Raw genomic sequence first — 13,372 nt, 5'->3', positions numbered from 1 at the left:
GCCCGTCGCGGGGCTATCAACTCGCGGCGAGCGAGCCCGAAGGCGGAGACGCCAATTCGGTCAGCAATTCGCTGGCCGCTTTCAGGACGGGCGTATTGAACCCCTCGGTGAATCGTCCATAGATTGGCGCAAGCACGTCTTGCGCCTCTCTGCGGCGGCCCCGCCGCCGCAATAGCCCTGCAAGACTGATTGCCGTGCGCAACTCAAAACCGAGCGCCCCCTGATGTCGGGCCAGGTCGAGTGACTGCGCCAGGCTCCGCTCCGCCTCCAAGAAGTCGGGATTGTCTTTGCGGATCAGCACTTCCGCCCTTGCCCGCAACATGTCCGGCATCTCCACCATGAAGTTGCGACGCTGGCCCCGAGCAATCGCCTGATCGAGGATGTCGAGTGCTTCATCTCCACGACCTGTCGCCGCCAGAGCTTCCGCGAGCGGCACACAAAGTCCGGCCGCCGCGCCGTAGCGCTGGCTCTGCAGCTTCTTGACGGAGCCGTTCAGCATGGCCAGCCCGACATCACTTTCGCCTCGGGCCAACAGCGCAATCCCTTTCATGGCGTCGCCGACCGTCTGGAGGGTGGCGAGATTGTGCTTGCGGGTCTCCACGAGGAGCCTGTCAATGTGCTCTTCGCACACGCCCACATCTTCGTTCCAAAGAAAAACGCCGAAGGCCCAGGGCAGCGCGATGCACAGTATGGTCGGATGGTTGATGGCGATCACATCGGAGATGGCTTGGCGCGCCGTCGCCGTGGCCTGATCGGGATGTCCCTCGAGCCATAAGATGCGGGCGAGGGTGATTTGAGGACGCCTCGGGTAATCGGACGTCAGGCCGCCACGGGAGTCGCCTTCCAGGCCCGGATGGGACAGCGCCGCTTCGACGTACGAGCGAGACGCGGCAACCTCGCCCAGATAGTGGCACGACGTGCCGAGCAACATGCGCATGCGCGCCACCCCGACGGAATCGTTGCTGGCGAGGGCAATCGCTTCGCCGCGCCTTGCGGTGGCCAGCGCATCGTCAAAATTGCCGACGAGCAATTGGAGCAGATGCAGTCGGCCGATCAGACGGATTTGGCCGGCGACATCGCCAATTGTCTCGGCCAACCCGACCGCTCTGTCGAGATAGCCGACGCCCAATTCGTCGATTTGTCCCATCAGCATCCGCGCGGACGCCAGCGCGGCATGAAGTGCGAGGTCGTGCCTGACACTTCCGTCCGTCTCATGAAGCGCTTCGATTGCGCGCGTGACCCAGAGCTGGCATTCGGTGAAGAGCGACAGCTTGAAGAACAGGGGGATCGCCGCAGCAGCGAGGCCGACGCCGGTTCTGCGGTCGCCTCGATCCGAGAAGCACCATGCGAGCGCGCTGCGTATGTCGCCGAATTGATCGGCCATCGACGACAGGCCCCCATTCGGCTCGTCGGCCGTCTTTTCAAGCAAATCCCGAAAGTAGGAGGCGTGGCGTAGCGGCACGATTTCGGCGTCGGTGCTGGCGGCGAGCTTCTCCTGCGCGTAGGCCCGCGTCGCGTCCGCGAGCCTGTAGCGAATCGATTGCGAACCTTGGTTCAGGGCAAGCATCGACTTGGCGACGAGGTTGTCGAGCGCAGCCATGGTCGTGTCGTCGCTGGTCGCATCGCTGCCGGCGATCGCTCGGGCCGCTTCGGCGGTGAAGCTGCCGACGAACACGGATAGCTGGCTGAGAACCACCTGTTCGGGCTCGGATAGAAGATCGTAGCTCCACTCGATGGTTGCGCGAAGCGTCCGGTGCCGGGGCAGCGCCGTGCGTCGTCCTTCCCACAGAAGATTGAAGTGTTTGTCGATGAGTTGGACCATCGCCTTGACGCCGTATGCGGACACATGGCCGGCGGTGAGCTCGATCGCGAGCGGGATGCCATTGAGCCGACGGCAGAGATTGCCGACGTCCGACGCGTTCGTATCCGTCAATCCGAACTCGCCTCCAGACGCGGCAGCGCGCTCCACGAAGAGCTTTACGGAGGGGTAGGCAATCGCGCTCTCGGCCGTCAGTACGGCATCTTCCGGCGGGCTTGTCAGGGGCGAGAGGCGATATGTGTGCTCGCCCTCGACCCGCAGCGGCTCCCGGCTCGTGGCCAAGATGTGCAGTTGCGGTGCCTCTTGGTGGAGCCGTTCGGCCAGCGTCGCCGCGGCGTCGACGACATGCTCGCAGCAATCCAGAATGAGCAGCATCCGCCGGTCGCGCAGGAACGCCACAAGGCTGTTTGAGGGATCTTCCGATCGCGCCCGCAGTCCGAGCGAAGATGCTGCAATGGCCGGCAACAGAGCGGCATCGCGGGTCTCGCCGAGACTGACGAAGTGAACCTGGCCGGCGAATTCCGCGAGAAGGGCGTGGCCCGCGGAAACAGCGACCGTAGTCTTGCCGATGCCGCCCGGGCCGACGACCGTGATGAAACGCCGGGCTTTGAGCCTTTCCGATATATCCTCGATGGTTTGCTCGCGGCCCACCATCTGCCACGGATGTGCCGGCAGGTTGTGCGCGCGAACAGGCTTGGTCGGTTCAGGTTGATTCTGCTTCGGGCTCGCGATCGAACCGACGAAACAATAACCCTGTCCCGAGACGGTGCTCAGATATTTGGCGCCGGCATTGCCGTCCCCGAGCGCCTTGCGGAGTGCGGCGATATGGACGCGCAGGCTGTTGTCATCGGCGCTGGCGTCTGGCCATGTCCTGGCTATCAGATCGCTCTTGCCGACGACTTCGCCCGCATGCCGGATCAGTGTCAGCAGAAGGTCAAATGCGCGAGCCGACAGTTGGACCGGATTGCCATCTTTCTCGATCCGTCTCTGCAAGGCGTCCAGACGAAACGGCCCAAAGACGAAAATCTCTTGAGCGGAGCTCTCCGGGAGAGAGGGTCCGGCAGTGGCTGTTGTGGCGTTGCTCTGCCCGCGCGGGACCATTTGGAAATATCAAATCCGACGACCGACTCGTCGCGCTCTATGATTTGGGTTCGTGCCGAAACGTATAACCGCAGTGGGAGCTTCAAACGTAACATCCGACAGTATCGCGGTAAAGAATCACCGATGGATGTCGCTGATCACTTTCGTCCGGAGGGAAGGGAACTCCAGGGAGAGTCCTGATTTTTCAGGAAACGACCGTCGATTGGGGAAATCTCCGCCAATGGGTAATCTCATCGGATCAACACCGGCTTGAGAATATCCTCCAGGCCGATCCGGCGGAACAGTTCCGTGCGAGCGCGGTCGGCGACGGCGTCGACGGCTGCCGCCCCATCGTCATCCGGGCCGAAATGAACTTTCATCGGACGTTGTCCGAACGGCATGTTCACGACATTCGCAACTGTGCTTGCGACATCTTGCGGGGCCGTATCCTTCGGTGAAAGCTGCGCCAGTCCCGCAAGCGCGATTTCACTCAAATCGGCGGTCGGACCATCCGCATATTCTTCTGCCCGAACAGTATCCTGCGGCCGGCCGGAGCGGACATAGTGGCCGGGTCCGAGAGCGCTGGGAACGATGATGGTCGTCTCGACGCCCCAACGTGCGAGCTCGCCGGCGTAACTGAGTGCCAGCGAATCCCGGGCCGCTTCCGTTGAAGCACAGGCGCCGAGGAACGGAACCGAGCTGCCCCGCGCGCTGCTTGACGTGATCCATATCAGCAAGCCCTGACCCTGCTTGCGCAATTGTGGCAACGCCGCGCGATTGACGCGTTGTGCTATCAGGACGTTGCTATCGTAGAGCTCGGCGAGCTGCTCCGGCGTGAAGGCTTCTGCGGGTCCGTAAACGACTTGCCGGGCATTGTGCACGACCACGTCGAGACGGCTGTTTTCGGCGATGATGGTCTCAACGGCCGAGGTCACTGAGGATTCCGACGAGACGTCGAACTCGATCGTGCGGAGATCGGGGCCAGACCGGCCGGGATTTGATCCAGCCTCCTCGATCTCCTGCGCAATAGGGCCATTCACTTCCCGGCTTGAAACGTAGACCGTGTGGCCTGCCTGCATCAGTTGCCGGCAGGTGGTTCGTCCGATGCTGTTTGCAGCACCCGTGACGATGATCACTTTGCTCATTCGATTCCCAATCGCATTCCAGCCTCTGCGGCGCTGGCGGCCCCGTCGCGACACGGTCCATCGTTCGGGAGTCGACCGCCGCCGTCGTACGAAGCGCATCTGAAATAGGGCGGGGCGCAGGGTGGGTCTTTTCGGGCATCACGATCGATTTTCAAATTGCACGAAAAATTTCGAGAATGCCCGAAGCCGGATCCGGAGAATGCCGAGGAAAGCTCAAGCGTGCCTTCCCGAAATTGGCGGTGGGTTCGAAAAGATCGGGCTCTGGTCGCCGGCTACAAGGAAGCAGCGTCGCTCGAAAGAGTGCCGCGCGCACCCGAGGGCACGCGGTCCGGGCATCGCAAAGGAGACCGAATGAATCAAGGCAAGCTACCACGTTCGGGGCTTGGATCCCTCGTCCTGATTGCAGCCGTGCTCGGCGGTGGCGCGGCTGCCTTCGCATACACCGCGGGATGGCTCTCGCCGGGGCGTCTGACGCCGGAAGGGATGATCACGGCGCTGACGCCTCCGAGCGGCGCGCCGCTCGGGCACCGGCGAAATCATGCCAAGGGAATCTGCTTCACCGGGACCTTCGAGGCGAATGGAAACGGCGCGGAGCTCTCCCGGGCGAGGGTCTTCGTGCGGGGGCGCTATCCGGCCCTGGGCCGTTTCAATCTCGGCACGGCTGATCCGAACGCGGTCGATGCGACCGTGCGCGTCCGCGGCCTGGGATTGCAGATCACGACGGCAGACGGCGAAGAGTGGCGCATGGCGATGATCAACCCGCCGTTCTTTGCGGTTTCCACGCCGCAGGCATTTCACGACCTGCTGATCGCATCCGGCAAGAAGGATCCGCAGGCGATGAAGGCGTTCATTCAGGCCAACCCGGAATTCAGCCCCTTCGCGGCCTGGGCCAAGGCGGCGCCCTGGACCGGCAGTTATGCGGAGGAGCCCTATAACAGCCTCAACAGCTTCGTCTTCACGGACGCCGGGGGAGGCGAGCACGCCGTGCGATGGTCGCTGTTGCCCGCGGCGCAACCTATTCCGGTCTCGCAGGCTGACCTTGAAAAGCGCGGTCCGGATTATCTCGAGCAGGAGATCACCGAACGGGTCCGGACCGCCGGTCCGCTACGATGGACCATGGTTACGACCGTGGCCGATCCCCGCGACCCGACCGCGGATCCGAGCAAGGCCTGGCCGGAGAACCGTCGCAAGGTGCAGGTCGGAACGCTGATCGTGCAGCGGATCGAGCCGGAGCGCGATGGACCATGCCGCGACATCAATTTTGATCCGACCGTCCTGCCGCAGGGAATCCGGGTGTCGGACGATCCGTTCCCGGCTGCACGCTCGTCAGTCTACCGCAAATCCTACGATCTGCGCGCGGCCGAAGCCAGGGACTATCCGCGAACCGAGACCGTCAAGCCATGACCAGCGCTCCTCATCGTTTTGCCCTGATCCAGCGCGTTCTGCACTGGCTGATGGCGGTCTGCATCCTTGCCATGCTGTTCATCGGCGTCGGCATGGTCTCCACCGTCGCGCCGAAATATCTGCCGCTCATCCTGGTGCACAAGACTGTCGGGTTCACCCTGCTGGTCCTCGTTCTGATCAGGCTGGCGTTGCGACTGTATTACGGTGCACCGCCATTGCCGGCCGATCTTTCGAGACCCATGAAGTTGGGAGCAAGATTGTCGCATCAGCTCTTGTATGCCCTAATGATCGTCATGCCGTTGCTCGGCCTCGGCATGCTCTGGGCTGCGGCTTATCCGGTCGTCCTGTATGGCGGGATTCGAATTTCCGCGCTGCTGCCGCAGAACGACTTGCTGCACACGCTACTCTGGAATGCCCACATCTATCTGGGTTTCGCGTTCTTTGCCCTCGTGCTGCTGCATGTGGCGGCGGGGCTGTTCCACGCGTTGATCCGTCGCGATGGCGTATTCGGGTCGATCTCGCTTCTGCCGCTGCGGGACAAGGTGACCCAAGCGAAATGAGCCCGCTGCGCGCCGGCAGGCGCCCCTCACAGGCGTGCGATCCAAAAAGGATCTTTCGCGCTGGAAAGATTCCTCGCGCACCCCGCGGCTAGATGTTTTCAACCTCCAACAAGGACGCCGACCATGACCAAAGCAGACCTCCAAAGCCCGACGGATCTCGGAGCGAATGCGAACCGTGATATTCCAGCTGCGCTGAGAGCGCTGCTTGCCGACGTCTTTGCGCTCTACCTGAAGACCAAGAACTTCCACTGGCACGTGTCGGGCAGCCACTTTCGCGACTACCACCTTATGCTGGACGAGCAGGCCGACCAGATCTTCGCCATGACTGACGACATCGCCGAACGCGCACGCAAGATCGGCGGCACGACGCTACGCTCGATCGGCCACATCGCGCGCGAGCAGCGCATTCTCGACAACGATGCCGATTTTGTCGACCCGCAAGACATGCTCGCCGAACTGCGCAGCGACAACCAGCAGCTGACGCGGGAAATGCGCCGGGTCCACGAGCTCTGCGATGAATACGGCGATGTCGCCACCGCGAGCGTCCTGGAAAACTGGATCGACGAGACGGAACGGCGCATCTGGTTCCTCTACGAGACCGGCCGAAGCGACCAGAACTCGTAAGCGCAAAGCACGCCGTTGGGCCGGGAGGCAGGTGAAGGATGAGCAGCCTCTCGGAACTCCTGTCGGATGGCGGCGTCAGGGCGGAGCGACTGCTGCTGCGTGAGCTCGCGCATCGGATCGACGACGAGCTCGCCTCGGCCATTGATCTGGTGGCGCAGGCGGCCGATCGTTGCGACGGCATCGAAGCGAGGGCGACCCTCGCTTCTGTGCAGGATCGGCTGGAGGGGCATGCGCAACTTCACCATGCGCTGCAAATGCCGCAGTTCACCACCACCGTCGATCTGGGCGCCTATCTTCAGCAATTGTGCCGCTCGATCAGCCGCTCGAGCCTCGAGGACAAGGGTATTGCGCTCTCGCTGCTGCTGCATCCGCTGCAGATGAGCTCCGAGCGCTGCTGGCTGCTGGGGATGATCGTCTTCGAATTGATCACCGGTGCGGTGCGCCACGTGTCCCACAGCGGAGCAGGCGCCATTCGTCTCGAAGTGTGGCTCACGGCGACGTCGGTTGCGTGCAGCATCATGGACAACGGCTCTTCCGACGAAAGTCGGTACCGGGAAGAGGACCGCTCCATCGTCGAGACGCTTGCGGCGCGTCTGCACGGGACCGTCGACGTCCGCGGGGGCCCCGACGGGTTCAAAACCGTCGTGACCATCCCGCGCTAGTCGCGACTCTCGCGCAACGATCCGTATCGTGCGGATCAAATAATATCGCTGCGTCCTCGAAAGATGACTTGGGACAGATCTCGATACGCTTGCCCCTGTTGATGATCTGCGGATCGTTCGTGCGAACAAGGGTCAAGCCATGACGGACATGTCGAACTCGAAGGCCTCGCTTGGATGGGCCATCCACGCCATCACCGGAAAATGGGGTTGGTTCGTTGCGCTGGGTGTCGGCGAACTGATCCTCGGTGGTGTTGCATCTGTCAATCTGATGGCGGCGAGCCTCGCGTCCGTACTTGTCATCGGCGCCACCATGGCGGTCGCCGGAATTTTCCAGATCGTGCAAGCGTTTTCAGTACGCGTCTTGCGGGGATTCCTGCTTTGGCTGCTAGCCGGGATCGTCTATGCGGCCGCAGGGGCCATCATACTCTACGATCCGATCCTGGCTTCGTTCACACTGTCTCTCGCAGTGTGTGCCTTCCTGGTCGTAGCCGGGATGATAAGGATCTGGGCCGGTTTCCATATGCGGCCGGCCGCGGGCTGGCGTTGGATCGTGGCTGCGGGCGTCCTGACCTTCTGCGTCGGTGTCATGCTGGTTGCGGCCTGGCCCGCCATCGGTTTGTGGCTGCTTGGTGTGATGCTGGTCGTCGACCTGATCTTCCAGGGATGGGGATTCATTGCATTCGGGATTGCGCTCAAGAGCCGAGTGTCCCGCCATTCGTCCCAGCCGGCGACGGTATGAGTCATGGCGAAAGGCTCGACATTCACGCGACATTGGGAGATTGCCTGGCGCGGCGGTCAGACGAAGTCGACCTCGCGGCTGGTTGCCGAGGAGACCGCGATCGCGCTCACCTATAACGGCTCGACCCATGCGGTGATGATGGGCACGCCGGGAGATCTGGAGGATTTCGGCATCGGTTTCAGCCTCACAGAGGCCATCGTCGAACGCGCGAGCGAGATCAGCAGCATTGAGCTGATCCCGAACGACCTCGGCGTCGAGGTTCGGATGTGGCTCGATGGCGACCGCGCGGCATCCCTGGCCGCACGGCGCCGGACCATCAGCGGCCCCGTTGGCTGCGGGCTATGTGGCATCGAGAGCCTCGAACAGGCTCGCCGTGCGCCGGCGCGGGTGAAGGGCCGGGGCATCGTTTTTCACGCGCGCGACCTGCTGGGTGCCATGCAGGCCCTTTCTCCGCACCAAATTCTGAATCAGCAAACGCGGGCCGTCCACGCGGCGGCCTTTTGGCATCCGCGCACTGGCATCGGCCCGGTCAGAGAGGACGTCGGCCGGCACAACGCGCTCGACAAGCTCGCCGGTGCGCTCGTACGCGAGAGGAGATCGGCGTGCGATGGCGCGGTGCTGCTGACGAGCCGCGTTTCGGTCGAGATGGTGCAGAAAGCGGCAATGCTCGGCGCACCGGTCGTCGTTGCCGTATCCGCACCCACCGCACTCGCGATCAAGACCGCGGAGGAAGCGGGGATCACGCTGCTGGCGATCGCGCGCGATGACGGATACGGCGTATTCACGCACCCGCGTCGCGTTCGGCTGCCGGATGAGGCCGCGACGCATGCCGGCCGCTGACCTCGCGGGCCAGCGCACATGACGATGCAAGCCGTATCTCCGGAACCGGTCGCCGAGACCGGCAGCGTCGCCCATGCTCCGGAGCGATCGCTTCTCGTGGCGTCGCTCCTGAGCATGACGGGCGGCTTTCTCGACGCCTTTACATGGCTCTCCCTCGGCGGCGTGTTTGCAAGCTCCCAAACCGGCAATGTCGTCTTCCTCGGCATCAACGCCATGTCCGGACAATGGCGGCAGGCCACCCATCATCTGCTTCCGCTTGCCGCTTTTCTGCTCGGCGCATCGCTGGCAATCCGCCTCAAGTCGCCGCTGCTCTGCCTCGCCGGAGAGATCGTCTGCCTGGTCGCGGTGATGCTGTTGCTGCATCGGGTTCCGGACATGATCACGATTCTCGGAGTCTCCTTCGGCGCCGCGCTGCAGTCGGCCAGTTTCAGGCAGGCCGAGCGCTGGAAATATCTCTCCGTCACCGTCACCGGCAACATGCTCCGTGCCCTCGATCAATCAGTTGCGTCCGATCGCGATGCGGCGCGCGGCACCGTGGTCATGCTTCTGGTCTGCCTGATGTTCCTGTCGGGCGCCGCCATCGGGGCCTGCGTGACGAAATGGCTGCACGCCTGGAGCCTTGTCCTGCCGATCGCATCGTCGGTGTGCGTTCTCGGGCTCTGCCGGCCACAGCGGCGAAGCTGAACCGTTGATCCAAATCCCATGAATTCGCTCATTGATGGTGTGGAGCGCGCACCATGCCATTCGACAAAAGGACGTTCATTCGCGGAAGCGTGCGCGTCAGGCGGTGCTTACACTTTCTAGCAGCACCGAGATGACCTTCCACGTCAACTGCCAAGAGGCAAGGATGAATAATCTTCGCAAAGAGACGGACAGCTTGGGCGGAGTGGACGTTGCCGCGGACAAGCTCTGGGGAGCGCAGACGCAGCGTTCGCTCGAGCATTTCAGCATCGGCAAGGACCTGATGCCGCGCGAGATGATCCAGTCCTACGCGATCCTGAAGAAGGCGGCCGCGAACGCCAATTGGGCTGGCGGCCGTCTCGACGGCAAGCTCCACAAGCTGATCGCGCATGTCTGCGACGAGATCCTCTCGGGTCAGCATCAGGACATGTTTCCGCTTCACGTCTGGATGACGGGTAGCGGAACGCAGTTCAACATGAACGTGAACGAGGTGATCTCGAACCGGTGCTGCCAGCTCGCAGGCACGCCGCTCGGGAGCAAGCACCCGGTTCACCCGAACGACCACGTCAATATGTCGCAATCCTCGAACGACAGCTTTCCCTCGGCCATGTACATCGCAGCCGCGATGAACGTGACCGGCCGCCTCGTTCCGGCGGTCGAGGCGTTGCACGACGCAATCGCGGAAAAATCGAGCCAGTGGGACGACGTCGTCAAGATCGGCAGAACCCACATGCAGGACGCGACCCCCCTGACGCTTGGGCAGGAATGGTCCGGCTACGCCGGCATGCTCGCCGACGATCTGGCGCGCATCGACGACGCGCTCAAGGGCGCCTTTCGGCTCGCCCTGGGCGGCACGGCCGTCGGCACCGGAATCAATGCCGCGCCGGGCTTCGCCGAGGCCGTCGCCGCGGAGATCGCGCGGCTGACGGGGCTGCCCTTCGTCAGCGCACCGAACAAATTTGCCGTCCAGGGTGCGCATGACGCGCTGGTGCAGCTATCCGGCACGCTGCGCACGCTCGCGGGGTCGCTCTACAAGATCGCGAACGACATCCGTCTGATGTCCTGTGGCCCGCGCGCGGGCTTCGCCGAATTGCTGATCCCCGAGAACGAGCCGGGTTCGTCGATCATGCCGGGCAAGGTCAACCCGACGCAGGCCGAAGCACTGACGATGATCGCCGTGCAGGTGATGGCGAACGACATCGCCGTCGGTTTCGGCGGAGCCGGCGGCTATCTGGAAATGAACGTCTACAAGCCGCTGATCATCCACAACATCGCGCAGTCCGTCACCATCCTGACCGATGGTTGCACCAATTTCCGCACCTTCCTCGTCGAGGGCACCGAGCCGAACCACAGGAAGATCAAGGAATATGTCGAGAGGTCGCTGATGCTCGTGACCGCGCTGGCGCCCGTGATCGGCTACGACAAGGCGTCGCGGATCGCGCACTATGCGATGGACAACGATCTCACGCTGAAGTCGGCGGCGCTCAAGCTCGGTTTCGTGACCGAGCCGGAGTTCGATCGCATCGTGGATCCCGCCAAGATGGTCAAGCCCTATGTTGCCGAGATCAAGGTGCCGCTCGCAATCGGCGCGAAGGCCGGCTGAAGAGGGGCGGCGACAATGATCCGGTGCGTCAGACTCTGGACGGGTGCGGATGGCAAGTCGCGCTTCGAGGAAGGCGTGGTCGAGCTCGCACGCGAGGCGAGGGGCCACGCCCTTAGCGGAGCGCTCCCGATCAACGCCGCATCGTTCCGCGAAACCGATGTCGATCCGAAGCTCGGCTGGCATCCGGATGCCGTGCAAGCAACGCAACTACAATGCAAGGAGAGACACGATGATCCGTTGTGTGCGTCTATGGACCGGAGAGGACAATAATTCGCATTTCGAGGAAGGCTTCATTGAGCTGGAGCCGGGCCAGCGCGGCGACTTTCTGACCGACAAGATCGATGCCATCAGCGTCTCCTTCCAGGAGACGGAATCGGGTGGAGCTTTCGCCTGGCACACGGCGCCGATCCGGCAGCTCGTGATCACGCTGAGCGGAACGCTGGATTTCCAGACTCGTGATGGCCAGCACTTCCTGATTCACCCCGGCAATGTCCTGCTTGCGGAGGACACCGCGGGCTCCGGGCACAGCTGGAAACTGACCGACGATGCGTCCTGGCGCCGTGCCTACGTGATCCTGCGGCCGGGAGCGGACGTACCGTTCCGCGCTAAGGCGCGGCAAGCGGTGCGGGCCTGATCGAACCATTCCAAGCAGCAACGCCGAACGAAGGAAAAAGCCATGTCAGCAGCTTCCGACCGCGAAACCGACGTCGTCCTGATTGGCGCCGGCATCATGAGCGCGACCCTCGGTGTCTTTCTCAAGGAGCTTGAGCCTTCTCTGTCGATCCAGACGCACGAGATTCTCGGGGATTGCGCGCAGGAGAGCTCCGACTCCTGGAATAATGCCGGTACCGGCCACGCGGCGAACTGCGAGATGAACTATACCCCGCAGCGGCCCGACGGCAGCATCGACATCTCCAAGGCGCTCCAGGTCAACGTGGAGTTCGATCTGTCTCGGCAGTTCTGGTCTTACCTGATCGGGCGCGGAGCGATTGCGGATCCGCGGGCCTTCATCCATCCGGTGCCGCATATGAGCTTCGTGCACGGTGCGGAGAACGTCGAATTTCTCCGGAAACGGTTCAAGGCGATGTCGGCCCATCATTGCTATGAGGGCATGGAGCATACCGAGGATCCCAGGCAGATTGCCGAATGGGCGCCGCTGGTAATGGACGGAAGGAGTGTCGACGAGCCGGTTGCTGCAACGCGGATCGTCACCGGCACCGACGTCGATTACGGCTCGTTGACGCATCTGCTGGTCAAGCATCTGGTCAGCCAGCCGGGCTGCGCGGTCCACTACAACAGCTGCGTCACCGGTCTTGACCGGGAGCAGGGCGGCCGGTGGCGCGTCGAAGTGCGGGACACCGCGAGCGGCGAGACGCGGTCGGTGCGCGCAAAATTCGTCTTCATCGGTGCCGGCGGCGGTGCGCTGCCGCTGCTGGAGAAATCTGGCATCCCGGAGGGGCGCGGCTATGGCGGTTTCCCGGTCAGCGGGATCTGGCTGCGCTGCGACGATCCCGAGATCAACAAGCGTCACCATGCCAAGGTCTACGGCAAGGCCGCAGTTGGCTCGCCGCCGATGTCGGTGCCGCATCTCGATACGCGGGTGATCGGCGGCCAGCATTCGCTGTTGTTCGGTCCCTATGCCGGATTCTCGAGCAAATTCCTCAAGCACGGCTCGCTGCTGGATCTCTTCGAGTCCATCCGTCCCGCCAACGTCGAGCCGTTGCTTTCAGTGGCGCGCGACAATTTCGATCTCACAGAATATTTGGTCGGGCAGGTGCTGCAATCCGAGAGCCACCGACTTGCGGCGCTCGACGAATATTTCCCGAAGGCCGACCCGAAAGACTGGAGGCTGCAGGTCGCGGGCCAGCGCGTCCAGATCATCAAGCCCGACGTCAAGCGTGGTGGGTTGCTCGAGTTCGGGACCGAGCTCGTCGGCGCGGACGATCATTCGCTGGTGGCCCTGCTCGGTGCTTCACCGGGAGCTTCCACCGCCGCGTTCATCGCCATCAGCGTGCTGGAGAAGTGCTTCGCCGGAGAGCTTACGGCAAGCGCCTGGCTGCCCAAGCTGAAGCAGATCATCCCGTCCTATGGCGTGTCGCTGATCGACGATGCGGATTTCTGTCGCCAGATTCGTGCAGCGACGGCCGCGGTCCTCAGGGTCGACAACATTCCGCAGCCGGCCGCACGCGCGCCGGCGGCCGCGAAGCGGGCGTGA

At 63.1% G+C, this 13,372-nt stretch carries 12 protein-coding genes; 10 read left to right on the top strand and 2 right to left on the bottom strand.

Going from position 1 to position 13,372, the window contains the following annotated elements; translation table 11 throughout:
• Positions 1-16 precede the first annotated feature (16 nt).
• Together JQ627_RS02340 and JQ627_RS02335 are read right to left on the bottom strand one after the other, a co-directional pair.
• A complete protein-coding gene (locus JQ627_RS02340; protein WP_212482533.1) occupies positions 17-2,920 on the bottom strand; it encodes a winged helix-turn-helix domain-containing protein in 2,904 nt (967 codons plus the stop codon).
• Between the two features lie 230 nt (positions 2,921-3,150).
• Positions 3,151-4,044, bottom strand: a complete 894-nt coding sequence (locus JQ627_RS02335) for an SDR family NAD(P)-dependent oxidoreductase (protein WP_212482532.1) — start codon at positions 4,042-4,044, stop codon at positions 3,151-3,153.
• A 351-nt stretch (positions 4,045-4,395) separates the two neighbouring features.
• Between JQ627_RS02335 and JQ627_RS02330 the strand changes: the two genes are divergently transcribed.
• From JQ627_RS02330 to mqo, 10 genes are all read left to right on the top strand, one after another.
• Positions 4,396-5,448, top strand: a complete 1,053-nt coding sequence (locus JQ627_RS02330) for a catalase family peroxidase (RefSeq protein ID WP_212482531.1) — start codon at positions 4,396-4,398, stop codon at positions 5,446-5,448.
• Positions 5,445-6,008: a cytochrome b gene (locus JQ627_RS02325; RefSeq protein ID WP_212482530.1), complete on the top strand. Its 564-nt coding sequence runs from the start codon at positions 5,445-5,447 to the stop codon at positions 6,006-6,008. The genes JQ627_RS02330 and JQ627_RS02325 overlap by 4 nt, the downstream gene beginning before the upstream one ends.
• A gap of 123 nt (positions 6,009-6,131) precedes the next feature.
• Positions 6,132-6,632, top strand: a complete 501-nt coding sequence (locus JQ627_RS02320) for a Dps family protein (protein ID WP_212482529.1) — start codon at positions 6,132-6,134, stop codon at positions 6,630-6,632.
• Positions 6,633-6,670: 38 nt separating this feature from the next.
• Positions 6,671-7,294, top strand: a complete 624-nt coding sequence (locus JQ627_RS02315) for a sensor histidine kinase (RefSeq protein ID WP_212482528.1) — start codon at positions 6,671-6,673, stop codon at positions 7,292-7,294.
• A gap of 139 nt (positions 7,295-7,433) precedes the next feature.
• The gene (locus JQ627_RS02310) at positions 7,434-8,033 is read left to right on the top strand and encodes an HdeD family acid-resistance protein (RefSeq protein WP_212482527.1); all 600 of its coding nucleotides are present in this window, start codon (positions 7,434-7,436) and stop codon (positions 8,031-8,033) included.
• A 3-nt stretch (positions 8,034-8,036) separates the two neighbouring features.
• Positions 8,037-8,873 (top strand): formate dehydrogenase accessory sulfurtransferase FdhD, encoded by an 837-nt coding sequence (fdhD, locus tag JQ627_RS02305; RefSeq protein WP_212482526.1) that lies wholly within the window; start codon positions 8,037-8,039, stop codon positions 8,871-8,873.
• An 18-nt stretch (positions 8,874-8,891) separates the two neighbouring features.
• Positions 8,892-9,557: a YoaK family protein gene (locus JQ627_RS02300; protein WP_212482525.1), complete on the top strand. Its 666-nt coding sequence runs from the start codon at positions 8,892-8,894 to the stop codon at positions 9,555-9,557.
• A gap of 163 nt (positions 9,558-9,720) precedes the next feature.
• Complete coding sequence (fumC, locus tag JQ627_RS02295; protein ID WP_212482524.1) at positions 9,721-11,157, top strand: class II fumarate hydratase; 1,437 nt, start codon at positions 9,721-9,723, stop codon at positions 11,155-11,157.
• A gap of 229 nt (positions 11,158-11,386) precedes the next feature.
• On the top strand, positions 11,387-11,791 hold the full coding sequence (locus JQ627_RS02290) for a hypothetical protein (RefSeq protein WP_212482523.1): 405 nt from the start codon (positions 11,387-11,389) through the stop codon (positions 11,789-11,791).
• A 42-nt stretch (positions 11,792-11,833) separates the two neighbouring features.
• Positions 11,834-13,372, top strand: coding sequence for a malate dehydrogenase (quinone) (gene mqo, locus JQ627_RS02285; protein ID WP_212482522.1), 1,539 nt, complete (start codon positions 11,834-11,836; stop codon positions 13,370-13,372).

Origin of the sequence: Bradyrhizobium liaoningense (assembly GCF_018130785.1) — a bacterium.
GTDB lineage: Bacteria > Pseudomonadota > Alphaproteobacteria > Rhizobiales > Xanthobacteraceae > Bradyrhizobium > Bradyrhizobium liaoningense_A.
Note: the sequence above shows the minus strand (reverse complement) of the source record. Positions and strands in the feature narration are given on the sequence as shown.

Coding starts and splice junctions, on each gene's coding strand:
- JQ627_RS02340 (WP_212482533.1), bottom strand. CDS start 2,920: ATGGTCCCGCGCGGGCAGAGCAACGCCACAACAGCCACTGCCGGACCC.
- JQ627_RS02335 (WP_212482532.1), bottom strand. CDS start 4,044: ATGAGCAAAGTGATCATCGTCACGGGTGCTGCAAACAGCATCGGACGA.
- JQ627_RS02330 (WP_212482531.1), top strand. CDS start 4,396: ATGAATCAAGGCAAGCTACCACGTTCGGGGCTTGGATCCCTCGTCCTG.
- JQ627_RS02325 (WP_212482530.1), top strand. CDS start 5,445: ATGACCAGCGCTCCTCATCGTTTTGCCCTGATCCAGCGCGTTCTGCAC.
- JQ627_RS02320 (WP_212482529.1), top strand. CDS start 6,132: ATGACCAAAGCAGACCTCCAAAGCCCGACGGATCTCGGAGCGAATGCG.
- JQ627_RS02315 (WP_212482528.1), top strand. CDS start 6,671: ATGAGCAGCCTCTCGGAACTCCTGTCGGATGGCGGCGTCAGGGCGGAG.
- JQ627_RS02310 (WP_212482527.1), top strand. CDS start 7,434: ATGACGGACATGTCGAACTCGAAGGCCTCGCTTGGATGGGCCATCCAC.
- fdhD (WP_212482526.1), top strand. CDS start 8,037: ATGGCGAAAGGCTCGACATTCACGCGACATTGGGAGATTGCCTGGCGC.
- JQ627_RS02300 (WP_212482525.1), top strand. CDS start 8,892: ATGACGATGCAAGCCGTATCTCCGGAACCGGTCGCCGAGACCGGCAGC.
- fumC (WP_212482524.1), top strand. CDS start 9,721: ATGAATAATCTTCGCAAAGAGACGGACAGCTTGGGCGGAGTGGACGTT.
- JQ627_RS02290 (WP_212482523.1), top strand. CDS start 11,387: ATGATCCGTTGTGTGCGTCTATGGACCGGAGAGGACAATAATTCGCAT.
- mqo (WP_212482522.1), top strand. CDS start 11,834: ATGTCAGCAGCTTCCGACCGCGAAACCGACGTCGTCCTGATTGGCGCC.